This window comes from Moorena producens 3L (genome assembly GCF_000211815.1).
Classification (GTDB): domain Bacteria; phylum Cyanobacteriota; class Cyanobacteriia; order Cyanobacteriales; family Coleofasciculaceae; genus Moorena; species Moorena producens.
In genome coordinates, this window is sequence record NZ_GL890944.1 from 19391 (window position 1) to 44355 (window position 24965).

General features: G+C 41.8%; 19 protein-coding genes, 3 tRNA genes and 6 pseudogenes. 14 read left to right on the top strand and 14 right to left on the bottom strand.

The window, feature by feature from the left end; all coding sequences use genetic code 11:
* Nucleotides 1-280 precede the first annotated feature (280 nt).
* A complete protein-coding gene (locus LYNGBM3L_RS21420) occupies nucleotides 281-1717 on the top strand; it encodes an RNA-guided endonuclease InsQ/TnpB family protein (RefSeq protein WP_044494236.1) in 1437 nt (478 codons plus the stop codon).
* Here the strand turns inward: LYNGBM3L_RS21420 and LYNGBM3L_RS21425 are convergent.
* Nucleotides 1675-2667, bottom strand: coding sequence for an SGNH/GDSL hydrolase family protein (locus LYNGBM3L_RS21425; protein WP_008187804.1), 993 nt, complete (start codon nucleotides 2665-2667; stop codon nucleotides 1675-1677). The genes LYNGBM3L_RS21420 and LYNGBM3L_RS21425 overlap by 43 nt on opposite strands.
* Nucleotides 2668-2865: 198 nt before the next feature.
* Here LYNGBM3L_RS21425 and LYNGBM3L_RS46010 point away from each other — a divergent pair, with 198 nt between their 5' ends.
* The 3 genes from LYNGBM3L_RS46010 (at nucleotide 2866) to LYNGBM3L_RS21435 (ending at nucleotide 3434) form a co-directional block, all read left to right on the top strand.
* Nucleotides 2866-3006, top strand: coding sequence for a hypothetical protein (locus LYNGBM3L_RS46010; protein WP_008187806.1), 141 nt, complete (start codon nucleotides 2866-2868; stop codon nucleotides 3004-3006).
* A gap of 71 nt (nucleotides 3007-3077) precedes the next feature.
* A tRNA-Tyr gene (locus tag LYNGBM3L_RS21430) sits at nucleotides 3078-3162 on the top strand.
* A 200-nt stretch (nucleotides 3163-3362) separates the two neighbouring features.
* A tRNA-Thr gene (locus LYNGBM3L_RS21435) sits at nucleotides 3363-3434 on the top strand.
* Between the two features lie 94 nt (nucleotides 3435-3528).
* Here LYNGBM3L_RS21435 and LYNGBM3L_RS21440 read toward each other — a convergent pair.
* Nucleotides 3529-3858, bottom strand: coding sequence for a DUF433 domain-containing protein (locus tag LYNGBM3L_RS21440; RefSeq protein ID WP_008187807.1), 330 nt, complete (start codon nucleotides 3856-3858; stop codon nucleotides 3529-3531).
* Nucleotides 3859-3973: 115 nt separating this feature from the next.
* A pseudogene (locus tag LYNGBM3L_RS36935) lies at nucleotides 3974-4201 on the bottom strand (IS1 family transposase); the annotation flags it as partial.
* Nucleotides 4202-4291: 90 nt separating this feature from the next.
* Here LYNGBM3L_RS36935 and LYNGBM3L_RS21445 point away from each other — a divergent pair.
* From LYNGBM3L_RS21445 to LYNGBM3L_RS21455, 3 genes and pseudogenes are all read left to right on the top strand, one after another.
* Nucleotides 4292-4939: a bifunctional 4-hydroxy-2-oxoglutarate aldolase/2-dehydro-3-deoxy-phosphogluconate aldolase gene (locus LYNGBM3L_RS21445; protein ID WP_008187810.1), complete on the top strand. Its 648-nt coding sequence runs from the start codon at nucleotides 4292-4294 to the stop codon at nucleotides 4937-4939.
* A 97-nt stretch (nucleotides 4940-5036) separates the two neighbouring features.
* Nucleotides 5037-5270 (top strand): L,D-transpeptidase, encoded by a 234-nt coding sequence (locus LYNGBM3L_RS47710; RefSeq protein ID WP_131827226.1) that lies wholly within the window; start codon nucleotides 5037-5039, stop codon nucleotides 5268-5270.
* Nucleotides 5271-5623: 353 nt separating this feature from the next.
* Nucleotides 5624-5914, top strand: a pseudogene (locus tag LYNGBM3L_RS21455) (L,D-transpeptidase); the annotation flags it as partial.
* Between the two features lie 111 nt (nucleotides 5915-6025).
* On the opposite strand, the gene LYNGBM3L_RS21460 reads toward LYNGBM3L_RS21455, so the two are convergent.
* The 7 genes and pseudogenes from LYNGBM3L_RS21460 to LYNGBM3L_RS21485 all read right to left on the bottom strand — a co-directional run bounded on the left by LYNGBM3L_RS21460 (nucleotide 6026) and on the right by LYNGBM3L_RS21485 (nucleotide 13632).
* On the bottom strand, nucleotides 6026-7213 hold the full coding sequence (locus LYNGBM3L_RS21460; protein WP_008187816.1) for an McrC family protein: 1188 nt from the start codon (nucleotides 7211-7213) through the stop codon (nucleotides 6026-6028).
* A gap of 3 nt (nucleotides 7214-7216) precedes the next feature.
* Nucleotides 7217-8854 (bottom strand): McrB family protein, encoded by a 1638-nt coding sequence (locus tag LYNGBM3L_RS21465; RefSeq protein ID WP_008187818.1) that lies wholly within the window; start codon nucleotides 8852-8854, stop codon nucleotides 7217-7219.
* A 153-nt stretch (nucleotides 8855-9007) separates the two neighbouring features.
* A complete protein-coding gene (locus LYNGBM3L_RS21470) occupies nucleotides 9008-9469 on the bottom strand; it encodes an ASCH domain-containing protein (protein WP_008187820.1) in 462 nt (153 codons plus the stop codon).
* Between the two features lie 8 nt (nucleotides 9470-9477).
* Nucleotides 9478-11076, bottom strand: coding sequence for a PIN domain-containing protein (locus LYNGBM3L_RS21475; protein ID WP_229414647.1), 1599 nt, complete (start codon nucleotides 11074-11076; stop codon nucleotides 9478-9480).
* Between the two features lie 138 nt (nucleotides 11077-11214).
* A pseudogene (locus LYNGBM3L_RS49475) lies at nucleotides 11215-11604 on the bottom strand (GNAT family N-acetyltransferase); the annotation flags it as partial.
* An 86-nt stretch (nucleotides 11605-11690) separates the two neighbouring features.
* Nucleotides 11691-11984 (bottom strand): type 2 periplasmic-binding domain-containing protein, encoded by a 294-nt coding sequence (locus LYNGBM3L_RS21480; protein ID WP_008187824.1) that lies wholly within the window; start codon nucleotides 11982-11984, stop codon nucleotides 11691-11693.
* Between the two features lie 475 nt (nucleotides 11985-12459).
* A complete protein-coding gene (locus LYNGBM3L_RS21485; RefSeq protein ID WP_008187826.1) occupies nucleotides 12460-13632 on the bottom strand; it encodes a peptidoglycan recognition protein family protein in 1173 nt (390 codons plus the stop codon).
* Between the two features lie 95 nt (nucleotides 13633-13727).
* Between LYNGBM3L_RS21485 and LYNGBM3L_RS21490 the strand changes: the two genes are divergently transcribed.
* From LYNGBM3L_RS21490 to LYNGBM3L_RS21500, 3 genes are all read left to right on the top strand, one after another.
* Nucleotides 13728-13931 (top strand): hypothetical protein, encoded by a 204-nt coding sequence (locus LYNGBM3L_RS21490; protein WP_008187828.1) that lies wholly within the window; start codon nucleotides 13728-13730, stop codon nucleotides 13929-13931.
* Nucleotides 13932-14156: 225 nt separating this feature from the next.
* Complete coding sequence (locus LYNGBM3L_RS21495; protein WP_008187832.1) at nucleotides 14157-14441, top strand: DUF427 domain-containing protein; 285 nt, start codon at nucleotides 14157-14159, stop codon at nucleotides 14439-14441.
* A gap of 96 nt (nucleotides 14442-14537) precedes the next feature.
* Nucleotides 14538-14619, top strand: a tRNA-Leu gene (locus tag LYNGBM3L_RS21500).
* A gap of 128 nt (nucleotides 14620-14747) precedes the next feature.
* On the opposite strand, the gene LYNGBM3L_RS46015 is transcribed toward LYNGBM3L_RS21500, so the two are convergent.
* The gene (locus tag LYNGBM3L_RS46015; protein WP_165691862.1) at nucleotides 14748-14915 is read right to left on the bottom strand and encodes a hypothetical protein; all 168 of its coding nucleotides are present in this window, start codon (nucleotides 14913-14915) and stop codon (nucleotides 14748-14750) included.
* A 117-nt stretch (nucleotides 14916-15032) separates the two neighbouring features.
* Here LYNGBM3L_RS46015 and LYNGBM3L_RS47720 point away from each other — a divergent pair.
* A pseudogene (locus tag LYNGBM3L_RS47720) lies at nucleotides 15033-16315 on the top strand (RNA-guided endonuclease InsQ/TnpB family protein).
* Nucleotides 16316-16504: 189 nt separating this feature from the next.
* Here LYNGBM3L_RS47720 and LYNGBM3L_RS21510 read toward each other — a convergent pair.
* The 3 genes and pseudogenes from LYNGBM3L_RS21510 to LYNGBM3L_RS21520 all read right to left on the bottom strand — a co-directional run.
* A pseudogene (locus LYNGBM3L_RS21510) lies at nucleotides 16505-16837 on the bottom strand (zinc-binding dehydrogenase); the annotation flags it as partial.
* Between the two features lie 436 nt (nucleotides 16838-17273).
* Nucleotides 17274-17885, bottom strand: a pseudogene (locus LYNGBM3L_RS21515) (alcohol dehydrogenase catalytic domain-containing protein); the annotation flags it as partial.
* A gap of 442 nt (nucleotides 17886-18327) precedes the next feature.
* On the bottom strand, nucleotides 18328-19227 hold the full coding sequence (locus tag LYNGBM3L_RS21520) for an Npun_R2479 family HD domain-containing metalloprotein (RefSeq protein WP_044494259.1): 900 nt from the start codon (nucleotides 19225-19227) through the stop codon (nucleotides 18328-18330).
* Nucleotides 19228-20055: 828 nt separating this feature from the next.
* Between LYNGBM3L_RS21520 and LYNGBM3L_RS21525 the strand changes: the two genes are divergently transcribed.
* The 3 genes from LYNGBM3L_RS21525 to LYNGBM3L_RS47725 all read left to right on the top strand — a co-directional run bounded on the left by LYNGBM3L_RS21525 (nucleotide 20056) and on the right by LYNGBM3L_RS47725 (nucleotide 24880).
* A complete protein-coding gene (locus LYNGBM3L_RS21525) occupies nucleotides 20056-21471 on the top strand; it encodes an AAA-like domain-containing protein (RefSeq protein WP_008187846.1) in 1416 nt (471 codons plus the stop codon).
* Nucleotides 21472-21680: 209 nt separating this feature from the next.
* A complete protein-coding gene (locus tag LYNGBM3L_RS41410) occupies nucleotides 21681-21869 on the top strand; it encodes a hypothetical protein (protein ID WP_131827224.1) in 189 nt (62 codons plus the stop codon).
* A gap of 8 nt (nucleotides 21870-21877) precedes the next feature.
* Nucleotides 21878-24880 carry an AAA-like domain-containing protein gene (locus LYNGBM3L_RS47725; RefSeq protein ID WP_008187848.1) on the top strand — a complete coding sequence of 1001 codons (3003 nt, stop codon included), beginning with the start codon at nucleotides 21878-21880 and terminating at the stop codon, nucleotides 24878-24880.
* Nucleotides 24881-24965: the final 85 nt, after the last annotated feature.

The following is a 24965-nucleotide window of genomic DNA, read 5'->3' on the forward strand; positions in this document are numbered from 1 at the left end:
AAGTACAAAGTCTGCCTGGACTGACTTCAACAGGGGGTCTTGAATTCGGATTTGCGATCAACCTTTTCCCCTGTGGCTTTGATCATTTACCTGACCAGTGTGATCACTGATGAAGCTACCAAGACACCCCGAAATGTGAGAGCCCTGCGTTTTTAGACCGGGTGTGAAACAGAGCGACTGGATTAATCCAGTCGTATCTCGAACCCATGAAACTATTTAATGGAACTATTTAATGAAACTATAGATATGTCACAATATTTGAAAGGAGGTGATGATCAAGATGTACAAAACAATTCCTGTAAAAGCAGTATTTAATGATGAAGAAAAAGCTTTTTGGCTGTTTCAATGTGAGAATGCTAACAGTCTATGGAATTGTGCGATTTATTACTCTAAACAAAAGCATTACAGTTGGCTAGAGCAACAAGTAGAGGCTTACACCACTTACTGGAAGGAAGATGTACTGCGGTATGGGTGGAGAACTTATAAGTGCGGGGTTAAATACGCAGAGCTTTGTAAAGAGCTGAAAGAAAACCCCCACTACAAAGCCATGGCCGCCCAATCAGCACAGCAAACTCTCAAGTCTGTGGCTGAATCAATTACAAGTTACAACCAATTAGTTGGACTTTACTATAAAGGCCAGGTAGACAGACCAAGGCTTCTTAGATACCGAAAGAAAGGGGGACTAGCAGCTGTTACTTTTCCCAGGCAAGCTCTTACTTACAAAGAAGGTTTATTTTATCCTTCTATAAGCAAAGAGAGTAAATCAGAATTACTTACTGAAATAGCCTTAGAAGCTCCGTATTTTTTTGACCCAGATTGGGTCAAAGAGGTGACTATTCGACCATATTTAGGGCAACTATGGATCCACTGGGTGATAGATGATGAAAAACAGCCGATAGAGGATAACCCAAATCTTGATTATTCTCAGGCATGGAGTTTCGATCATGGTGGCGATAATTGGTTGACCGGTGTATCGACTCATGGAAAGAGTCTAATCCTTGATGGTCGAAAGCTGAAGTCAATGAATCAGGGTTATGCTCGCCTGGTCGCAAAATACAAAACCGGGAAGCCTGAGTTTTATTGGGATACGAACTTAGATAGAGTTCAGCGGAATCGAAATAACCAAATGCGGGATGCAGTCAATAAAGCCGCCCGTTTCATTATTAATCGCTGCCTCAACGACCGCATTGGGAATATTGTAATCGGATGGAATGAACGACAAAAAGACTCAATTAATATAGGTCGAAGAGGTAATCAAAATTTTGTAGTAATTCCTACAAAAAGATTAATCAAAAGGCTGGAACAAATATGCCCTGAGTATGGCATTAAATTGACAGTAACTGAGGAATCTTACACAAGTAAAGCGTCGTACTTGGACGAAGACCCATTACCTAAGCACGGTGAAAAACCCAGTGGATGGCAACCTTCGGGAAAAAGAGTAAGGCGCGGGCTTTATAAGACCAAGGAAGGATACCTAGTTAATGCAGACTGTAATGGCGCGGGAAACATTACTAGGAAAGTAGCCAAACAGTTAGGTCTCGATCTAACCAAGATGGGTAGGGGAGCTTTGACACTCCCGCATAGGTATGACATTTTTAACTCTCTTAAAAAATCATATCGAATGAGCTGTGTTCGCGAAGCGTCGCACGGGAAAACCGCTGCGACTTCACATCCTCATAGAATCCCCCGTGTTTCAACCGGGGGAGATGTCAACTGAGCTGATATAACTTCACTGACTTTCTGATTTCCTTGGGGGCTAAGGTGAATGTGGTCACGGTAAAGTATTTCTGGTGTTTCGGTGTTATTGAACACTGGTAAAAAATCTAGATAAGTAATGTTGTGCTCGCCAGTAAAGTCACTCAAGCGTTTACGGGCTTTTAACTCATAGTCACGAGGTCCTTTGGTACCAATTTCCCGGAGTAGGGGGGTCATCCCTAGCACTAACTTGGCTCCAGCAGCATCAGTTAGGGTCTTAATTTCCCCAATGGCCTTGAGATTAAAGCCAACCCGGTCTCCTGGTTCTGCTCTGACTGCTTCCATTTCAGGAATAGCTGGTGCTCTCAGGAGATAGCGACTCCAGATCTCGGCTATGGCTAAGAGGGGTTTTTGGCTGGGATAATTGCGATCGCGTCCCACTTGTACAGAAGTCGGTGCTGTAGCAAACAAGTCATCGGTATTAATCAGTAATACCACTACATGGGCGTTGAAGGTGCCAAAGCGTCGTAGATAGGCTAACTCATTTCGTGGTCCCCAAGAATTAGCAGAAGCATTAAGGACTTCGACTGTTTCAAATGGTTTCTCCTTGGTTAGACTTGGTAAGACGTCTTTGGTCAGCCATAGTTCTAATTGAGATTGGAGCCGTGCTGATATGGTTTGGTCTTGGTCTGTCCACCAAGCCCCATTGGCAACAGAATCCCCCAGTAGGAACACCCGCAGCATCGATGGCGGTGGGCTAGGAGTAGTGGTGGGACTGCGCATGGAATATTCATTAATGACAATGCGGTTGCCAAACCGTCTGGTGCTTTGGTTAGGGGCTAGCAAGTAGCCAATTTCCTCATCTGCCACATAAATCAGGGGATTACCGAAGCCCAGCAGCCATCGTAAACCCACCTCTAGCGCTACCAAGGAACTGACTAGCACTGCCAAGGTTAATAGCAATACTTTCACAAGAAAATCCTATATATTTTATAAATTTTTCCTATACTTTTCTCTAGGTTTTCAGTACTGAGATCACTTTAAAAGCCGAGTATAACCGCTCAAAGCTGAGTATACCAAGGTTAATCGGTAAATTTCCCCCTGATTTAGCCCTGGCTATAATCGACTTGTTGGTTAGATCCCTGATAACTCAAACAGGAGCGACAAACTATGTCAGACCTCAATCGTGGCATCATGAAGTTTAAAGGAGCTGATAGCCCGAAAGCCGTTGTTATTTCAGCAATTCTGGTTTTGGGCAGTATCAGCGTTCTGATCTGGTGGGCATTGCACAACGCTTACAGCATTGGCTAATTCCGGTCGATTTCCTGAAAAAATTGACAATTCCTAAAAGCTGTGCTAACATTTATAAATGTGAGCTAAAAGGGTCGGTGCCCGAGTGGTTAATGGGGGCGGACTGTAAATCCGTTGGCTATGCCTACGCTGGTTCAAATCCAGCCCGGCCCACCACAATGGTTTGAGATATAACCTAAATATGCTTTTGATAAGTCAGCATAATATTTGCTGATTTTAACCGTTAACTAATTACCATGACTGGTTTGGCCTCGGTAAATCAAAAGCTGATTAATTGATACCTTGGCAGAGTAAATTTGGCCAAAGTACAATAGGCTAAATCAAACCAATAATGTAAATCTAATAATTTCAATCTAGCCCGTGTGGCTCAGTGGTAGAGCACACCCTTGGTAAGGGTGAGGTCACGAGTTCAATCCTCGTCACGGGCTTTTAAGCATAAATTTCCGAATATTTACTAAATTGTACAGTATTGTAGAGTGAGTAATTATTGGTCACAAAGGCAAATACAGCACAATACCCTTTCTAATGATTGTGCTGAGATAGCAAACGGGTACGAATTACGCTGAGATCAGGTTGGATACTAGACAAACGTTGCTGCACTGATTCAGCTAATTGCTCTCTCTGATTTAAGTATGTTTCTACCGCATTTTGGTGTCGAAGGTAGTAGCCAATTGTATTGTAAACATCGGACAAAGATAGAGTCGAGTATCGATGGACAATAGACTCAGGGGATGCACCATCTTGAAACGCTCGAATAACAGTCTCTAGCAAAACCCTTGAATTTCCAACTCGAATCGCTCCGGTTTCATCTTCTCGCAAAGGTGGTGTCTCACGTTCCAAAACGAGGCTCATAGATTAATTTTCCTAAATCCAGTATCAAACCATCGTAACTTACCTCACAGCGCAATTGCTCAGTGAACTTAAAAACACTGTCTCAAAATTGGGCGTTGCTGAATATCGAAATGATTTAACTATAAAGGGGAATTTTATGATAATTTAAATAATAAATAAGAAGCCTAATTGATAAATGCAAGATTTTATTGATGCAATGCGCGAGTGTGGAGAGACCCCCAAGACCTTGCTGCATCGCTTGTTCAGATTTAGAGTAGCACAGAGTGCGTCGATGTAGTCTTGCTAAATAATGTCTCAATCTTGTATTTTCATTTTCTATGAAAGTCATATAAATTTTATTAACCCAAGTTGCTAGTTATGCAGATGCGGTTTGACCGTAGGTCACGCTACGGGAACCCACGAGGGTGTTGAGCTTAACTAATGGTAACTAGAATTGATCATTGATAACTGGTTAAACCTATTACGACAGCAGCGAGTAATTGCTGTGATTCGAGCATCCTCGAAATCCCTAGGCGAGCAGATGGCTAAGACGGTAGCCACTGGGGGTATACGGTTAATTGAAATTACCTGGAATAGCGCTGATGCTCCTGAGCTGATTAGTCAGCTCCATAGAGAATTACCCAACTGTATCATCGGTACTGGCACGATCTTAAACCAATCTCAGTTACATCAGGCAATTGATGTTGGAGCGCAGTTTATCTTTAGTCCCCATGTAGATATACCAGTTATTAAAGCAGCAATAGCTGCTAAGGTGCCAGTGGTTCCCGGAGCACTTTCCCCCACAGAAATTGTGACAGCTTGGGATGCTGGTGCTAGCTGTGTTAAGGTATTTCCGATTCAGGCAGTCGGTGGTGCTAGTTACATCAAAGCCTTACTTGGACCACTCGGTCACATCCCTTTAATTCCTACTGGTGGTGTTACCATAGACAATGCTCAGGAATTGATTAATATCGGAGCGATCGCTGTGGGTCTTTCAGGGAATTTGTTTCCTCAATCCCTGATTGATGAGGGGAATTGGAATGCGATCGCAAAACGAGCAAAACAGCTAAAGCAACGATTAGCCCCTGATTCTCTAAGTTGAGGCTATGATATGGGTGATTTGTTTGATTGACTGCTAAGGTTATATGTTTTTCCACTGGCTAAATCCGTTAAGAAGCTTGTTTGCCAGTTTCCCACTGATGCTAATCGCCTTGGCTGTCTGGACAACACCAGCGTTGACCAATCCTGTAAGTGAGCAAATCGCTACCAGAGTGATGGAACTGCAAGATTCAGAGGAACGCTGGATTGAGATAGACCTAACCAATCAAAGGCTGATTGCTTGGGAAGGTAGACAACCGGTTTATGCAATAATTGTCTCCACTGTTGACACTCCCCGCCCTGGAAGGACGGGGATTCTTGCTTCAACGGGGTGACTTGTTTAACCAGGCCGGAGCCAGGAAAAATAGAGGTCTCCACTCCACAAGCGTATTTGGTCTATGACCTAGGTTTCGGTGTGCCCCACCGTACCTAATCTAGTTAACAAGTTAGATAAACTTTTTCTTGATCTTATGTTTTCGTAGATATCCAAATCGTTAGATTTGATTATGCAATAAGCTGATCTCTTAGCTTATTTTTTACATTATCTACTTATTTTAAGATCATGTTTATCTAGAACATTATTTTTTTTCGCTAGGCTTTTATTTTAACACGATGCGAAAAAAACGTCAAGTCTTAATTTCACAAAAAGCTGTCCTATAAGGACGGGGCGCGATTACCCAAATTTTTTGGTAAAGATTCAACACCTACCCATCCTGGTACATTCACTATTCAATCCAAGCGTCGCAAGGACAGAATGCGTGGTGCAGATTACGATCTGGCTAATGTACCTTATGCCATGTATTACCACCGGGGCTATGCTATCCATGGGGCATACTGGCATCGTAAGTTTGGTACTCCAGTAAGTCATGGCTGTGTCAATGTAGCTGTGGATCATGCTGAGTGGTTATTTGATTGGGCGTCTGTGGGAACACCAATCGTGATTCATCAGGGCGTTGAAGAATTGGCCAATGATGAATGATATCAAGTCTGTTGAATCATTTGAATCATTTCCAAGATCGTTCTTCTTTTTTTGTAATGGGTAATTGCTAAGGGAAATAACCAATTACCGTAAGCATTCAGGCTACCGCTGTCAGCATTCAGCTGACAGTCCTGTTAATTTTTTTAAGAATAGTTGACCAGCTTCTTCCAAATTCCCATCCAGGGAAAATGTCAAGCTGCGGACTCGAATATCACGAATTTTAACATCAAGGGGTTGAGTTAAAGGAGCTGGATATACTAAAACTGCCTCTTGGCAATCTTGTGTGATGGCATAGATTACTACTTGGTTAAAATCCTCACGAGATGGACTAATAGGGATTTTATACTTAGTATCGAGAATGCAGTATGTTTTCTCAGTCGCTACCTCGTAGAGTACTAAATCAATGTAAAAATATAATGTCTTGTCGATGTCTACTTTTTCGAGTATCTTAATCCCAAAGCCACTGGGTAAGTGCGATTTTAGCCATTCAGCCACAAAGCGTTCATAGAGTTTTGCCATGTTAACTAGAAAGGGCAACATGGTATTACTACCTGTTTGATGACTTGGTCCGCTGTGTTCGAGAAAAAAGCGGCAAAGAGCATGTAACCTTTGGTAATTCTGATTGAGCCGATTATAGTTTCGTCCGATACAATCCCTAGCACTATAAGGTTGTAGGGTGACAAGGTTTTGTAGGGCATGATAGGCTTGGCGCAACATTGGACTTACATTAGCGCTATATAAACTAGTGCGACAGATACAGTGGAGTGTCCAGGCGATAATCTGATTATCTTCGATGTCACTAGTGTGTTCGTCGTAATGGCAGTTAAGTTTGATATCCCATGGCTTCTGGATCGTTTGCTGTACATCCAAACGCCCCCGAAGGTATGCTAGTTGAGCAATTGTGGGGATGTAGGTGCGGTAGAGTCCTTGGCGAATGCGATCGCGTATGCCATTAATGAGGATACTGACCAGGTAATCGTAAAATTCTTCTAGAGATTGACAATCAATCAACCCCTCTAGAATGTGAAAGCTTCTAAGATTATAGGCATAGTCAAGCATTCCGAAAAGATTGTTTAGGGGGACTTTCGGCTGGAGTTGGATGCTCAGTTCATTGGTTAGGGGAATATAACCTACCCATCCTTGAGAGGTTAGTTGCCAGTAATCCCCGGTTTTGGAGTATTCAAGATTTACTGTTACCTGATTGCTGTATTTTTGCTGCAATTCATGGATTACCGATTCTGGAATCTGGTAGCGTGGAATCTTATCTGGCTGATATTCCGTTAGTTTAATTATTTTCATTTTTTAGTTTAAATTTTTAATATTAACTTTAATAGTGTCCCAGCGAAATTGGTCTAGTTTGTCCCGTTGATCGAAAAAGTATTCTTCTAGATATGGCTCAATTTCCCTTTGCCAGATATATTCAATTTCCTCAGCTATTGTTTCTACTAGAAAAAAAGAGATTCCGAGGGAGTAGTTAGGATCTGCGATCGCATTATTTATTTGTTCGAGTATCTTAATCAATCCATTAACTGGAAAATCCGTTGTTTCGTGATATCGTCTTAGGATTTCATAGTTGGGATAGAGCCGAATAAATGCAAAGCGACGGCGAAATGCCTGATCAACTAGAGCAATAGAACGGTCTGCCGTGTTCATAGTGCCGATGATCCGAACATTTTTCGGGATACTGAATAGTTGATTACTGCCAGCTAAGGGAATTTTTTGACCCCGGTACTCTAGTAGATACAATAATTCTCCAAACACACTAGCGAGGTTAGCACGATTAATTTCATCGATGATTATAACACAAATTCCTTGCCGAGATTCAGCTTTATTACAGAATTCTATAAATCTGCCTGGAACTAGAGGATATCTCAATTCCCCATTTTGACTTTGTGGACGGATACCTTGAATAAAGTCTTCATAGGAATAGGCAGGATGGAATTGGACAAGTTCTGTGAATCCATCACTTCCACTGATTAAATGGTTAGCAATTTTTTGAGCACTATAGGTTTTACCTGTACCTGGTGGACCGTAAAAAATTCCTTGTCCTTTGCGTTCAATAGCACGTATCCATGCCTCTAACTCTGCTATATCAAAACCAGTATCTTTAGCACATTCGCTTACCGTATACTCCCCTGGTAACGCCATCCTTGAACCATCAGAGGTAAATTCGATCGCCTCCTCTACTCTTCGGAGTTCCTTACCCGAAAAATTATACCCTTTAACCGCAACCAACCAGTAGCAAAACATATCGAATAAATCATTATCCCTGAGCACTGGTACACCAGGTTGATGCATAGTGTTATCTAATGCTTTAATCAGCTTCAATCCTGCAGCATTTGCCGCTGGATAATCTGTCAGTCTCTTTTCGTAGGATGTATTAACAAAATAATTTATAACCTGTCGAGAACTATCATTGATTAACAGAAACCTATCTGGTTGCAGCCCATTGAGGAGATTCGTCAGCATTTCCGTGGGAAAACCTTTAGAGTATTCCCCTGTAGAAAACTGATCACAAGCTGCTGATAACTGATTAGGATGCTTAGTGCAGCGACCAACAAATTCAAGAATGTCGTAACCAATCTGCTCTACTAACCTTTGTATCCATTTCTGCTGATATCTCAGTTTTAATGGCAATCGTAATTCTAAATAATTATCACGTTTTCTAGGAATAGTTAGTATCCATGAACCATCACCCTCACCATATGGACTATTCAAGGTAATCGCCAATTCTCTATCAGGGAATAGCTGAAACAGTATCGGTTCGGTTATAGCTTCTCCCGACTCTACCATAGCAAAGATTGCTTCAAAATTCCGACACCAAAGGCGACGCTGCTCTTTGTAGGTTGCCATGTGACTTAACCCAACCGGTGTGTAGGGATATGAACTGATAAATTCCTCAAATAGACTGACCAATTCAGCTTTCTTATCCCCTACCATACTATCCACCTAATTTTTTTTAGAACATGTTTGATAAATTCTAGACTGTTAGTTAGTTAGTCATTGATTATCATTCATGGGTTATTGCATTGCTATTATCCATTATCGATTCTCCATGACCCATTACCAAATCTATTCTTAGCAAAGATTTAGCTAATTGATATAATGCTCTGACCTAATTTCCATTTTATCCTCTACAATAGACTTAAGATACTCAAATTCCCTAGTCGTTAAGTAATGATAAGATTGTGGAGGTCTAAAGTTAGCCCATTTTGCTCTCAAATCTTGTAAGGTTACTGGTGGCTCAAAATGTTCTATGAGTTTTAAGCAGATCCCATAACCGACGGCGGCTTCCTCATAATACTCATTAAAATCTTTTTTTTCTATCCCAGCATTGTCTTTTACTTTATACCAAAGGTTATCCGGGCGGTCTTGAATAACGTCTTCCACTTCAAAAAAACCCGATAAAACCTTATCTGGAGCGGAGACATAAACCACAACAATATCCCCTGCTTCTAATCGAGGACGCACCCGACGAAGTTCAATTTTTTTGGTTCCATTGAATAATTGACTAGCATATTTAGGACGAATTGATAATAACAACACATTGGGCATTGTTAACACTACTTATTTGGGGTGCCTTCTCTATATATCATTGTAAATTGTTCCTGTTCAATCCGCAACGGTGATTGAACTGTTACACGCTTACCAAGTATTTCTTTAATTTCAGCCAAATTTATAGGATTTTTAAACAGTTCAGTATTACTAAATCGAAGGGCCATCAGCTTTTTATTAGGATCATTTTTGGTAAGCTTCATTAAATCTTCTAATTCATATACACCCAATCTGCGAAACTGTTGATGGAGATTTTTAGGTTTGTTGACGACTACTTCATCAAGTCTAGAGCAAGCTCTTACCTGTCCTGTGCCACAATAGTTTTTATTATAGCTTACATACCAAATAATTCTACCAACAACCCCTGGTTTTAAGCCACCATTACCTCTATGGCTTCGATAATAGACAAGTTCACGTTTTAGCGCCAGATCAGTTTCCGATCTCAATAGGAGCTGGTTAGCTAAGTCTTCATCGAATAATTCCTTTGCCCATTCTGCTTGAATAGGAATGATTATAGTAGGAAGGTCAGCATCAATAATTTTTGCTGGCCACAGTATGCGTTCAACGTCTATAGTTGTTTTTACCGCTTTGGTTAAATTATCAGTTTTGAGGGTTTCAGCAATTTTTAGACAAAAATTATAATCCGGACTTAGATTAGCTAAATTAGTGAGATAGTCGGATAATTCTGTCGCCGTAACCGCAACCGCAAGATTGGCATTTAAATAACCATCCTTAACTTTAAAAAAAGCATCATCTTGAATAGCGCTAAGAATAGTTTGATTCAAATAAGGTTCAGTAATTCGTGTAAATGGCAGATTTTTACTTACTGACAGGGATATAAACCAAAAAATTAAGTAACGCGCTATTGTTTCTTCAAGATGACCTGATCTAACCCGAAAAATTGGCACCTTTAACTCATGAGTTTTATCGGTATGATACGCAATTAAAGCTAGGGGAGTATTGTTTTTGGGAGTATTTTTTGACTGCAGAATAATATAACAATTAAATTTATCGGTATTAGCAATAATATAGCCCAGCCTTCCTTGAAAATCACTAAGTTTTTCTCCCTTAGCAGCAATCAAAAACCTTTGACTCAAGAAAGGTACCTGATCTAATTTATGAACAACTTGTCTAGTGATACCTGTGCCTGCTAAGCGTACAGGCTGATAGTTAATATATTCGTGAAGGTAATCTAGCTTAACAATTAAACTAGTAGGACTAAGGATTGATAAGTTAAATTCCTCATTGATAGCATCTGCGATCGCTAGTATTTGTGAATTACGAGTCAAAAAAAATGGTGCATCTGAAGCTATGGCTATAGCTAACTGACGCTGTTGAGATTCATTGATAGTTACCTGAGTTGATAACAAAACCTTGGTTAGAGCGCGACAAGCTGTTTCAAAGTCTTTCTGATTGTAGGGGAGTTGAGTAAAGGTATCGGCTAACTGGCGTTTACTATTCCTTTGTTTAGTATCATCAATAGTATTGATGACCTTAAATATTTCATTAGTTATACATAACTCCAAGTCAGGTTGTAACCAATCAGCTAGTAGAGAGTCAGATTCTGCCTTTGACCTAGCTTCATCTCCTTGCAAGTCAAAAAACACGCTGGTATCAATGACTGCACATAATTTAGACTCAAGTTTTTGGGTAGCAACCGTAGAAAATAGGGTAGGATGGTCGTGATCGCGCCACCAAACGGTAAGTAGTTTTCCATCCTTGCTCCTTCCGGGTTTTTCAGCCAAAGGAACAAAGTCTAAGTGAGACCACATTCTCTCTAATCCATAATCACGACGGCATTTGAGTTTAATGCCGTAAAAGTCCTGAGTATTCTGACTTAGATAATTAACTAGCTTTCTAGCAATACCGTTACCACGCCATGATGGCTCGATGCATAGATGAACAAGAACGATGATATTATGTCTACGCACCTTCCGGTATAACAAATAACCGGTACACTTTTTTTCAGGAGTCAGAGCCACAAGTATTTGACGACTGAGTGCGTGTTGATCAAAAGCTCCTTCAGGAAAATGACCAAGAGTGGTTGCGTGTGCTCGTCCCAAAGCCTTGACTGTCCTTAGGTGCAGGGATTTTTCATCAATTGTTTCAATTTGAAGCTGTATCTCTTGTGTCACTTTACCAATTACCAATTACCAATGGCCAATTACCAATTACTATGCATGCAATCGACCCTATTGTACGTGATTAAGCATACCTAATCTTACTGGTTAGAAGGAAACCACTTTTGCTCTAGGTTGGTGAGTTCTCCGTCTTCCTGTAATTGCAAAATAATTCGGTTGATTGGCTCACGATAATGACTACCTTGAGGCAAAACTATGCCGTAGTCTTGTTCAGCAAACAACTCACCCACAATCTGGTATTCTCGGTTTTGTGACGTTTGGTAAAGTAACCTTGGTGAATCATAAACTAAAGCCTGCACTTGCCCCGCTTTGAGAGCTTTGTATGCATCTTCCACCTGGTCAAATTCAATTAGCTTGACTGGCTGTTGATTCATATATCTGGCAGAGGTCGTGTCTGCGACAGTACCAACCTGTTTTCCGAATAGATCGATAAGATCAGAAATATTCGATTCAAGTAGTTATATACAATTAAACTTGACTGTTAAGATCAGGTATAGCGCTACGCGCAAGGCAAGAGACAAGAGGCAAGAGGAAAAAGTTGACTACAACAGCTTTTGCTGCTTGTATCAATATTCTAACTTTAATGCGTAGTGCTATATTAGACAAGGGTAAACGGTTCACATAAAGAGTTTTATCAACGTTAATAAACGTAACCAGTAACATAGTTACGTTTAATTATGTCTATAGGCATAAAAAAAATAGCTTAAATTTAACTGGTTTTATCCCTAGATAAAGGAGGCTAACAAAATACTTTGTTAGCCTCCTTTCTAAAAAAAATAACTTGTATAGATTAATGATTAATGGGTCATCGTAAACTAGCAATTACCAATTCAAAATTACCGATTCCCATTAGTCAAGATTCAAAGTAGACCAAGTTATAGAACCCACAATCCCATCAGCATATAATCCTTTCGCTTTCTGATAAGCAATCACCGCAGCTTTTGTCCGAGAGCCAAAATCCCCATCCGTTGCACCAGCATAAAATCCTTGGGTTTGGAGCCGCTGCTGTAGTTCCTCTACTTCTGAGCCAACTGCTCCTTCAATTAAAGGAAGATAGCCAGATGAGGGTTTATCACTACGCCATCTTTCTGAAAACTCTTCCAAGACTTCTTTTGGTAGTTGTTTTTGTAGCCACTCAATCGCTTGTTTTTGGTGAGGTAAGCCACGATAATACTTGTAGGTGTTCACGATAACCACAGGCTGGCGCTTCTTGTTACCTGGTTCAGAAGGAGATTTCTCTGATGGTTTAGAAGAACTTTTCAGTGCGTCCCAGGTCTTTGATCCCACTAATCCATTGGGATTGAGTCCCTCAAACTTCTGAAAGGAAATCACTGCTTTGGTGGTAGCAGGACCAAAAATGCCATCAACTGGACCGGGACTAAACCCTTGAGTTTGGAGGGATTGCTGTAGCTCTTTGACTTTCAGACCAGTGTCTCCTTCTCTGAGATAGTCTTCAACTGAGGAGCCAAGGCGCTGACGAACTTCTCGGCGCAACCGAGGCAATTGACTGTATAACCAATCCCCAGGACATTGGGTTGGTGAAAAGTCTCGATGTCCTTTAATATTATCTGGGCTAATCTTGGTAGTTTTGCAAATCGAAACACATAAATCTACCAAACTTTTCCATTGTTTGGCATTCATCCGGTAGCTGATAAAGGTGCCTTCATTTTCAATTCCCGGTGACTGGTTACCTAGGGTACTACCAGCATGAGCAGAGCTGACAGAACGTCCTTTTTTAATCGCTGATAAGGAACCCTGTCTACCTTCGAGTAAATATCCACCCGTGGTATTCAAAAAGTTGTGACCTGAGTCATCCCAGCCAAAGCCGTCCATGTGGGATTTTTGAATACTCCTAGCCAAACTTCTGGAGCCCCATAAGGTTCCTTTGGATAGATCATTCGGGGCATTGGGAGTAGCAGTATGGTGAATAATAATATATCGTGGTCTAGTAGTATCTGGCCATTTTTTTGGGGGTTTAGCTCCCCATTCTTTTGCTGAAATGACACTAGCAGTGAAAGACATATTGACTTGCGGTCTCCAGTTATAATAGTTTACTAGTGGGCTCCTCGGAATAGGATGCGAGCAATTAACCAAACTATGGATTTGGCTGAGGTGGATTGGCAACTATTCCTGACTGGATTCTAGCCTTCAATTGCGATTATCATCTATGGCAGGTCAGTGTTCAGCGATCAGCGATCAGCGATCAGCGATCAGCGATCAGCGATCAGCTGATGCGCACCCTACTTGAGGTGCTTTTGAATAAAAGAGGTAAGCTTTGGGCTTTGACGACGCTACTTAAGGTGCGAACAGCTTTTGAATAAAATAAGCTGACGGCTGACAGCACCTCAAGTAGCGTGAGCCTTGACCTATGGCCACGCTACGCGAATGGCTCACGGCTGAATGCTTACTATAGCAGTTCTCAATGCTTTTGAAGGTCACAGTTTAGGGTCAACGGTCAAGAAACACCATTTGCACTTCAATGCTGTTGACCTAGTCAACTTAGAAATAGTATTCAATTAAGTAGGTCAACCACAAGTAAGTAAACCATGCCAAAAGCAATCTGGAACGGAGCGTTACTAGCCGAGAGCGACGAATGTGTGGTGGTGGAAGGCAATCAATACTTTCCCCGCGACTCCATCAACAAGCAGTATTTCAAGGAAAGTAGTACCCACACAACCTGTTCTTGGAAAGGTCAAGCTAACTATTATACCATAGTTGTGAATGGTAAAGAAAATAAGGATGCAGCCTGGTATTACCCCAGTACCAAGGAGAAGGCGAAACCAATTGAAGGGTATGTTGCCTTCCGGGGCGGGGTGAAAGTTGAGGTGTAGATGATAAAGGGGGTTTTTAACCGGGATTTGGGAAAATTTTCCCCAGCAGTTGCTATAAAGGCTATAATTTATGCTATGATATAAATCGCAAGGTAAGCGGACGTGGCGGAATTGGTAGACGCGCTAGATTTAGGTTCTAGTGTCGCAAGACGTGAAGGTTCAAGTCCTTTCGTCCGCATCTAAAGGTGCGACCCGTGGCGAATTAAATTCGCCACGGGTCGCACCTCTTTTATGCATAGCTGACTAACCATAAAGGCTCCACTCTCCTTAGGTTTCGTCTCCAGGGATGAATTTCCCCTCAAGTATTTAAGGGAGTAAGCCAGTCTTCCCCAAAGCTTCCAAATACTCAGATAGTGTTAGACCTGCCCTGTCTGCCATCTCTTTTAGGCCGTCCCAGGCAGCATCTGTAGTTCTAACGGTATGTGATTTTTTCGCTTCTCCGTGTATTGGAGGGCGTCCAGTTCTTTTTCCCATGTTCAAGACATCAGCATTCCTAAAAGCTATAATTAATATAGCATGGATAAATAGGTCGAAACAATGCAGTTCGGGTACAGGTACAAACTCAAGCCAAGCCGACAACAAAAAGCCACAATGAATAGGTGGTTGGATATGTTGCGATCGCAGTATAATTACTTACTTAGAGATAGAATTGAATCTTTTGATCAAGCTAAAGCTCCTAGGTTAGGCAATTACTGTGATCTAAAAAGTAAGAGTGAAGTGTGCCCGTTGACCTGTTCGGTTAGCAAATCTCACTCTGTTGGTTACCCATGGAAGAGTAATAAAAAGAACCCTAGAAGAACTGCTTACGAAGCTCAAAGTTCAAATTTGCCAATCCTTAAAAAGGAGAGACCTTGGTACAAGACTATTAACTCAACTGTTTTGCAACAGGCGCTAAGACAGTTGGATGTGGCTTTTTCTAAGTTCTTCAAAGGCGAATCTGGATATCCTAAGCCTAAGAGAATATCTAGATTCAGAAGTTTTAAATATTCCCCTGGGCAGGTCAAGGTAGATGGGAATCGGATTTACTTGCCAGGTATCGGATGGATGGGTTTCTTTAATTATCGTCCAATTCCCGAAGGGTTTAATGTTAAATCTGTCACTGTTCGGCGTAAAGCTCGTGGATGGTTCGTAAGTCTTCAGATTGAAGACAATTCAATTCCAGTCCCTCCATTAAAAGCCAGGGATGAGATTAATCCTGAGCGAGTTAAAGGTTGTGACTTGGGGATTAAAAAGCTAATCAGCATTTCCACTGGGAAAATGATAGCTAACCCGGCACGGACAAAGTCTTTTAAGCGTAGAGAAAGGCGTCTGAAGCTAAGACAAAGAGCTGCCAGCAGAAAAAGAAAGGGTCTAAGAATAGAAGCAGGTCCTACTCCAAGGTGGCATCTCTCCATGAACGCATTACTAATAATCGTAATGCCTACCATTGGGAGACTGCCAATAAGTTAGTAGATGGTGCAGACGCTCTAATCTTTGAAGATTTAAACATCAGAGCGATGAAGTCTCGTTGCAAGCCTAAACCCAATGAAAATGGTGGGTACGATTCGGCAAAGCCGACGCTACGCGAACGCAATGGACAATCCGCAAAAAGAGGCTTAAATCGTTCAATATCTAATGCAGCTTGGGGAGAATTGGTCAATAAGATTGAGGCCGTGGCTGCAAAGTCAGGTATTCCAGTAATCAAAATAAATCCCAAGCATACGTCTCAAAGGTGTCCAAAATGTCACCACACGAGTAAAGAGAACAGAAAAAAAGAAAAATTCCTTTGCACTAACTGTGGTCATTACAACGACGCAGATGTAAATGGTGCAGTAAATATAAAAATTCGGGGTCTCAAAAAACTGGGAATTGACCCCACAAGACGCGCGCCTTAGAACAAGGCAGCCTTATTACAACAACCTAGAACCTTTTACCCATAACCCTTTAACTATAAAGGCTGCCTTGTTCTTACGGTAACTTCAAACTCAGCTACCTCCGGTGCGGGGGAAAGTTACGCCCATGGAGTTAACAGTGACTTAGTTGCTGTGCCTGGGAATCCCCATCCCTGAGGCGGGTGGGGAGGTTCAATGGATAATTAGTGCTACCTTACCTGTCATAGAACCGGCTTCGATAGCGTTGTGAGCAGCAGCAGCTTCTTTGAGGGGAAACCGTTGGCTGAGGTGAATTTTCAGTTTACCTTGATCAATCCAATTAGCACACTGCTGGAGAATCTCGGTTTGGTGCTGTTGAGCTGTAGTGAGCCCTTTCAAGGCTGGGGTGAGCATGAGTTCTAGACTGATGCGCAAATTATGCGATCGCGCTGTCTTCAAATTACCTTCGGCTGGGTCTGGTTGGAGGATAGTCACAATATCGCCATATACCCGCACTGCTTCACAGGTGTCATAAAAGGTTTTACCAAAAATTTTGGGTTTAAAGCCCCGTCCTTATAGGACGGCTTTCTTTTTAAGTTAAAACTTGACAGTTTTATCACTGCTTGTTATTATAAAATTATAAACAAAAAAAAATAGATAAATACTATCTAATGATAAGTAGACAACGTAAAAAATATGTATCAGATACATATTGCGTAATTTGGTCTAACGACTTAAGCGATGCAGCGCGGTCTTGGGGGTTTCCCCCATGAGCGACTGCATCAAGACAACGTCTATGAAAAAAAATTAGATAAAAAAAGTATCTATCTATATAAAAAAAGGTACGGTGGGGCACACCGAAACCTAAATCTTTGATTTAAACGCTTAGGTCGAATTGCCCTCTACTTTTTCTGGTTCCGACCTGATCAAGCAAGACAGCTCGTTGAAGTAAGAATCCCCGTCCTTAAAGGACGGGGAGTGTCAAAAAGCTAGTTTGTTTGTAAAGGATAGGATAGTCAGCACCTAACTGACGCACTAATCTAGCTTTTTCTTGAGAACCGACAGTAGTACAAACCTCAGCACCTTTGAGCTTAGCTAGCTGAATAGCAACGTGACCAACACCACCAGCACCTGCCTGAATCAGCACCTTTTGTCCTGCTTGCAACCGTCCTCGGTCATACAATGATTCCCAGGCAGTGATCAGTACTAGAGGAGCAGCAGCGGCTTCAGGGAAGGAGAGGGATTTAGGCTTGTGGGCAACTAAGGACTGATCAACAACAGCTAGTTCGGCATAGTTACCCGTACCAGATAATCCTAATCCCCCAGCACAGAAATATACCTCATCACCGACCTGGAATTTATCGACACCAGCACCAACAGCTTCTACCACACCAGCACCATCGCAGCCTAGGATAGCTGGCATTTGGTCACGGTAAAAGGTACCTCTACGCCGCAGTTTGGTGTCAATGGGATTAACACCAGCAGCGTGAAGACGCACCAGGATTTCTGTGTCGTTTTTAATTGTGGGGTCTGGTACATCCTGAAGTTGCAGCACTTCAGGTGTACCAGCAGCGGTCATTAAAATGGCTTTCATTGGTCATTTGTTAATTGTTAATTGTTAATTGTCAATGGTTAATGGTCAATGGTCAATGATCAATTTTCAATTAACTTTGCACAAATAACTTTGAACAAAATCGCCATTTGATGATTTGCCTTGATGATGTCCGATACTTTTTAGCTACCAGAATCTACCAAAGGTAAACTCTAGCTCGCCAATGCAAGATGCTCTCGCATCCAGGGGGTATCTCCCAAAGCCCTCAGGAATATCCCGCGAGCGCCATAAAAATGTCAAAAAAGTTCGTTCCACCGGGATTACAGCGCAACTATTAAACCCTTGGTTTTCGGCTTTAATTTAAGTTACATAATAATCCCTGTCGGTGTTACCCTAATTTAATTCTAACAAATAATAAGAGTTTTTGGTAGACTCTGCAACATTTTCTCTAGCTGTTTACTAACCCTTTTAGATCCATGCCTAATCATGCTGTACATAGTTGTGCTGTCGTTTGACTATAGCGACAGGGATGGCTGAAGAGTGCTTTAGGCTGGGATTGGTGTTCTGCTCGAAAGACATTGGCATCGAGATTAGCCAGGATTTGTTTACCAGAAAGGCTTCGCTCTAGGTAGGGCAATGCGGGTTTGATATAAGGATAGACAACATTCCAGTAAAAGTTTGGGTAGTTCCGGCGTAAATCACCGGGATTACGATAGCCTAAAATCTGATTTTTCCCGATTTCTTCAAACTCGTAGAACAAGGCACTAATTTTTTGTAAGTAGCGGGGATCAGCCAGCTGACCAATCAAATCTGCTGCTCTGACTAAACCAGGATAGTTAACCGTGTCTTGATGATCCTGATCAGCAGGTACTGGGAAACGGGTTAATTCAATATTGTGCTTAATCTGCTCAGTATCAATCAGCAGGTGATTACCAAAGTGTTCATCAATAAACTGCTTACCCCGGTCTACATGGTAGGGAGTAAGGCTGGCATCAGTTGCACCTGTAGGGAGAGTAATCATGAAATTGTCTATTCCTGTGGCATACAATCCTTGGTCTGGTTGGTCTTGACGACAGATGCCTTTGATATAGCCAATGTCATGGCACAACAAAGAGATAATCACGTGCAACCAGTCTTCACAGGAGACGCTCCCTTCGCAGATGTGCTTACCCCACAAGATTTCCTGTCCAACTAGGGTGACTAGGAAGGTGTGTTCAATGTTGTGATAGAGAGCGTCACTATTAGCAATATTTTCCAGAGCCATGTGGGTAGCCCAAGTAATCAGCTCACAGTAGTCTGATTTAAGGTTGCCGTAAGTGCTGTGGAAACCTGTCTCTAGATTTTTAACACAGGTATCAATGATTATCTCGGTAGGATTAAACATCATGGTAGGCATATCAGCAACTCCTGATTTAGATTTAAGCTCATCCCCACGGTCACATCCGGGGGATTTCAGGTTAGGGGTTAGGGGTTAGGGGTTAGTTAATTGGTCTGGCATTGCTTAATTATGCAATGATTTTAAGAATTTTTTGGAATGAGCATCAGGCGTGGAACGGGCATCTTGCCCGTTTCATTTCCCAGGCAGGATGCCCACCCCACTCATATTAATTCGAAGATTCAGCAATGCCATTGGTCTGACTAACTACTAACGACGTTTTGTTTGGCAGCTTTCAATCCCTATATCTAGATAAACGCTAGATCAAAGTTCTCACCATTCGCCCTGAGGCACTTAGCTTTGTTAGGTCCGGCACAAGGGGCGAGGTATTAACCTTATGTTTGTCAAGTTTTCACCCACTTCGGATCAGGTATCTACCAAGCTGATAGCTGATAGCTAAAAGCTGATCGCTTTATCAACACAACCCATCAAGCTCCCAATTTTGGGCAATACAAGTGCAACAGGGAGTGATATGATATGACCAGTACTCAGTGCCATCAGACGCAGGGTTTTAGCTTGAGGGAAAAGGCAAGAGATTACTGAGACATCTATAACCTCGTATAGGTTTGATTGCCATTAATCAAACTATAGCCTGTGTTTAAGACATCAGGGTAATTTGTGGAAAAAGGCTCACAAGCCACGTCTAATCCATAATTTGTGTGAAAATCTTCACAAACTCATGGCTAGCTCAGCTTTTCGATAAGCTAGTTAGGATGGGTTTAAAATTAGCAGAAATACTATCTTTTTTTGGTGCATCTTGATAACCACCTAAACGCTATGTCTAGGGGAAAAAACCGATTATTCAAAATCTCTATCGGCAAGACTGAGATGTTCTTAGAAAAATTGAATCAACTAGATTTGACTGTAGCATTTGATCAGCTAACACCTCGTAAACGAGAGGTCTTGAAGAAAATGTTAGCGGGCCAAAGCGATCAAGCGATCGCTAAGTCCCTACACATCACAGAAGCTACTGTCAGAAAACATGTGCAGCAGCTGTGCGAGAAATTTGAGCTGAGGAATGCACCAGGTGAACACTACTCACTCCGAAATCAGTTAATTGACTTATTTAGTGAATATCAGCCTAAGTTAGTCAATCCAGAGTTATTAAGTAAATATAAATCTTTCATCGTCCCACCGATGCCAGAGTCAGAAGGGCAACAAAAGCCAGTTCCTCTCTATGCTGACTTTTATGTCAAGCGCATTCCTTATGAAGATCAGTTGTTAGAGGCAATTGTCAAGCCTGGTGCTCTAATTCGGATCAAAGCACCCCAGCAGATGGGTAAAACCTCCCTGATTGAACGAGTTCTGGCTGAGCTCAGGCAGCAAGGTTATCAAGCTGTGACCTTAAGCTTTGAGTTAGCCGATAGTACCGTCTATAGGGACCTCGGCAAATTCTCACGGTGGTTCTGTGCCAGAGTTGGTCAGACTCTAGGGCTGTCAAATAAGTTGGATGAGTATTGGGATGATATTTTTGGATGTAATAGTAACACCACAGATTACTTTCAGGAGTATTTATTGGCAGAAATTGAAAGCCAGATAGTACTCGTTATAGATAAAGTTGATCTGGTGTTTGAACACCCCTTTATTGCTGATGATTTTTGTCGCCTTCTCCGTGGTTGGTATGACATCGCTAGGCGGGGCGATCGCAGTAGCGCTATCTGGAAAAAACTCCGGTTGGTGATAGTACATTCTACAGAAATTTATAGCTCCTTGGATATCAATCACTCACCACTGGCTAATGTCGGATTGGAAATTGAGTTGCCAGAGTTTAGCACAGAGCAAGTACAGGAGTTAGTCAGACGTTATGGACTGGATGGGAATCCCAGAGAAGTGGAGGAACTGATGGCGATGGTGGGAGGACATCCTTATCTGTTGCGCAAAGGTTTAGCTTATATTAAATATGATCAGATTACCCTAGCGCAACTGTTAGAGGTGGCACCCACAGAAGCCGGACCATTCAGTGACCATCTGCGACGCCACCTAGGAAATCTCAAACAGTCTCCAGAATTGGAAACTGCGTTGGAGAAAGTGGTTCAAGCACACAGCTGGGTAACTATCCCATCGGAGCAAGCCTTTAAGTTATATAGCATGGGGTTAGTAAAGTTGCAAGGGAATAGCGTCATGCCTCGCTGTGATTTATATCACAAGTATTTTTGCGATCGCCTTTGCCAGCGGCTTGAGCCTGAGTGCTGAGTGGGTCAGTTCAGAATCCATACTTCATATAACCTTAAACCTTAAACCTACCCTATACCGAATGCCTAGGGCGAACAACCTAACCGAAGGGAACGCCTAAGGCCAACAACCTTGGCCAATAGGCCACGCTACGCGAACAACCTTAAATTTTAAACCTTAAACCTTAAACCTTAAACCTACCCTAAACCGAACGCCAAAGGCGAACAACCTTGGCCTATTGGCCACGCTACGCGAACAACCTTGGCCTATTGGCCACGCTACGCGAACAACCTTGGCCAATAGGCCACGCTACGCGAACAACTGTCAACATTCAACTGTCAACCTACCCTAAACCGAACGCCAAAGGCGAACAACTGTCAACCTTGGCCAATAGGCCACGCTACGCGAACAAAAGTTAACAACTAAAATGACCTACGAATATATATACTCAGGGACTTTACCAGCCGATGCTCTTACCTATGTGAAGCGACAAGCAGATAATGATTTATATGAAGGATTGAAGGCTGGACAGTTTTGTTATGTATTGAACTCAAGACAGACTGGAAAATCTAGCTTACGAGTGCAAGTAATGCGTCGGCTTGAAGCAGATGGGGTTGCCTGTGCAGTAATTGATTTATCCATGGATGGTACTCAGCATGTCACTCTCGATCAATGGTATGCCAATATTGTCCGCTCTCTGGCTAGAGACTTCGACCTAGATATTAATTTACGCACTTGGTGGCGTGAGCGAGAAATGATATTTGCGGTGCGGCGATTGAGAGAATTTCTTGAAGAGGTTTTGCTCCAGCAAGTTACTCAAAATATTGTAATTTTTATTGATGAAATTGATAGCGTTCTTAGCCTCGATTTCCCCACTGATGATTTTTTCGCTTTTATTCGTGCCTGCTATAACCAACGTGTGGATAAGTCAGACTACCAACGCCTTACGTTTGCGCTACTTGGAGTAGCAACACCATCAGATTTAATTCAAGATAAAAAACGCACACCCTTTAATATTGGTCAGGCGATTCAGCTATATGGCTTTCAGTTGCACGAAGCACAGGGATTAGCGCAAGGATTACAAGGAAAAATTAGTAATCCCCAAGATGTCCTGAAACAGGTCTTGTACTGGAGTGGAGGTCAACCTTTTCTGACCCAAAAGCTTTGTAAACTCTTGTTGGATTCTGTATCTACTATCCCAACAGGTGGTGAGGCAGAGTGGGTTGACCAATTAGTGCGATCGCAAGTGATTGATGATTGGAAATCCCATGATAATCCGGAGCATCTTAAAACTATTCGCGATCGTCTTATTAAGAATGAGCAACGGGCTGGGCGATTACTGGGATTGTATCAGCAAATTCTGCAACGGGGAGAAATTGCTTCTGATGACAGTTATGAACAAATAGAATTGCGGCTATCGGGATTAGTGGTTGAGCAGCAAGGAAAATTAAGGATTTATAACCGTATTTATCAAGCTGTTTTTAACCAAAATTGGGTAGATAAAGAATTAGCAAATTTGCGACCGTATAGTAATGAAATTGCTGCTTGGTTAGACTCCGATTGTCAGGATACATCCTGTCTTCTGCGAGGACAACAGTTACAGGATGCATTAAGATGGGCCCTGGGTAAAAGCTTAAGCCATCAAGATTATCAGTTTTTGACCACTAGCCAAGAATGGGAAAAGCGAGAATTTAAAAAGGCGTTAGAAGAAATTCAACGGTATTCAGAAGCCAGACGACAAGGGAAACTTAATCCAGCCCTAGCGGCTACCACTAAGGAAACTATCTATGAGTCTCTTGAACACCTGACCCCAGAAAGTTTCAAATATATTGTTTCCAACCTTGAATTGGACTTAGGAGTTTTTAATCAAACCTTATCCATGATGGATACTCTGCTAGACCGAGAAGGGTTTGATTCCATTTTCAATGAAATGTTACGGTCTATCACCTTCAAAACTGGCGAGATACTACAGGCAGATCGCACGACTATTTTTTTATTAGATGAAGCCAAAAATGAACTCTGGTCAATTGTGGCAAAGGGTGAAGGAGGAGACTCAGAAGAGATTCGGATGCCTGCGGATAAAGGGATTGCTGGTTATGTTGCTCAAACTAAGAAAACTGTCAATATTCCTTACGATTTATATAACGATACCCGTTCTAATACTGCTAAGGAATGGGATACCAAAACTGGATACCGTACTTATACCATGCTGGCTTTACCCTTACTAGATGATAAAGGAGATTTAGTGGCTGTTGTCCAATTACTAAATAAGTTAAAACAACCGCCAGTTTTAGACGCGCCCTTAGCTGATAAAATTGATTTAAAAGGCTTTACACCAGAGGATGAAAAACTTTTTGCGCAATTCGCCCGCTCGATTCAAATGATTCTTAAATCCTCTCGGTTATTTTATAAAGCAGCTCAGAAACAACGAATAGCTTCAGCATTGATAAATGCGACACAATCTCTGGGTAAAAGTAGCTTGGATCTAGAAGAAACTTTGAATAAAGTAATGAATCAGGCTCAAGAGCTAATGTCTGCTGATCGCAGCACAGTCTGGATGTTAGATGAGGAACAGGATGAATTATGGACAAAAATTACGGTTGCTGATGGCACATTAAAAGAAATTCGGATTCCCAAAGGAGCTGGCTTTGCTGGTCAAGTTGTTACCACTAAACAGCCACTGATAATTCCGTTTGATCTCTATGACCATCCCAATTCAGAAACTGCCAAACAAACTGATAGTCAAACCGGTTATCGCACCTGTAGTTTGTTAGGGATGCCTGTGTTTAATGTTGATAATCAATTAATTGCTGTTACCCAATTAGTCAATAAAAAGAAACAGGGCAATTTTCCCCCATACAATCCCGCCGATTGGCCAAACCCTCCCGATTGCTGGAAGGCAAGTTTTGATCGCAGGGATCAAGACTTGATGGAAGCATTTAATATTCAAGCGGGTGTAGCGCTCCAAAATGCCAAGCTATTTAGTAAAGTCAAGCAACAACAGCTAGAGCAGCGAGATTTGGTCTTTAATGTATCCAGTGGTGTAATTTTTACCAATAAAACTGGTCAGATTATTCTTGCCAATGATCACGCTAAGGATTTCATTGGTTTGAAAGATATTGAGGAGAAGTCTTTACGGGACTTGCTCCACATTAAAGAGGGCAATTTTTCCCAATGGTTCGATGTAGCATTAGCTGCCAAGACTGAAGAAGAACGTCGGCAAGATTATTCAGCTCAAACCTTAGTATCCCATAATACTCAAGCAGAACACAGTGTAAATCTATGTATTATCTCTTGTCCTGATGCTTCTGATGTTAATCAGATTTCTACTATCCTAGTAATTATTAATGATAGTGGTGATGAGAAACAAAAACAGGATCAGCAAAAGCTAGTGCGTAGTGTGTCTAGGGTCAGCAATCTTTATGGTTGAAATTATTTCATAATTAGAAATGATGTGGGTTGAATTAAGTGATGACTTTGGACTAGGACCTAATGATTTAAGGTAAGGGTTATGT

Coding starts and splice junctions, on each gene's coding strand:
- LYNGBM3L_RS21420 (WP_044494236.1), top strand. CDS start 281: ATGTACAAAACAATTCCTGTAAAAGCAGTATTTAATGATGAAGAAAAA.
- LYNGBM3L_RS46010 (WP_008187806.1), top strand. CDS start 2,866: ATGTCAGACCTCAATCGTGGCATCATGAAGTTTAAAGGAGCTGATAGC.
- LYNGBM3L_RS21440 (WP_008187807.1), bottom strand. CDS start 3,858: ATGAGCCTCGTTTTGGAACGTGAGACACCACCTTTGCGAGAAGATGAA.
- LYNGBM3L_RS47710 (WP_131827226.1), top strand. CDS start 5,037: ATGCTAATCGCCTTGGCTGTCTGGACAACACCAGCGTTGACCAATCCT.
- LYNGBM3L_RS21460 (WP_008187816.1), bottom strand. CDS start 7,213: ATGAAAATAATTAAACTAACGGAATATCAGCCAGATAAGATTCCACGC.
- LYNGBM3L_RS21465 (WP_008187818.1), bottom strand. CDS start 8,854: ATGGTAGGGGATAAGAAAGCTGAATTGGTCAGTCTATTTGAGGAATTT.
- LYNGBM3L_RS21470 (WP_008187820.1), bottom strand. CDS start 9,469: ATGCCCAATGTGTTGTTATTATCAATTCGTCCTAAATATGCTAGTCAA.
- LYNGBM3L_RS21480 (WP_008187824.1), bottom strand. CDS start 11,984: ATGAATCAACAGCCAGTCAAGCTAATTGAATTTGACCAGGTGGAAGAT.
- LYNGBM3L_RS21485 (WP_008187826.1), bottom strand. CDS start 13,632: ATGTCTTTCACTGCTAGTGTCATTTCAGCAAAAGAATGGGGAGCTAAA.
- LYNGBM3L_RS21495 (WP_008187832.1), top strand. CDS start 14,157: ATGCCAAAAGCAATCTGGAACGGAGCGTTACTAGCCGAGAGCGACGAA.
- LYNGBM3L_RS46015 (WP_165691862.1), bottom strand. CDS start 14,915: ATGGGAAAAAGAACTGGACGCCCTCCAATACACGGAGAAGCGAAAAAA.
- LYNGBM3L_RS21520 (WP_044494259.1), bottom strand. CDS start 19,227: ATGTTTAATCCTACCGAGATAATCATTGATACCTGTGTTAAAAATCTA.
- LYNGBM3L_RS21525 (WP_008187846.1), top strand. CDS start 20,056: ATGTCTAGGGGAAAAAACCGATTATTCAAAATCTCTATCGGCAAGACT.
- LYNGBM3L_RS47725 (WP_008187848.1), top strand. CDS start 21,878: ATGACCTACGAATATATATACTCAGGGACTTTACCAGCCGATGCTCTT.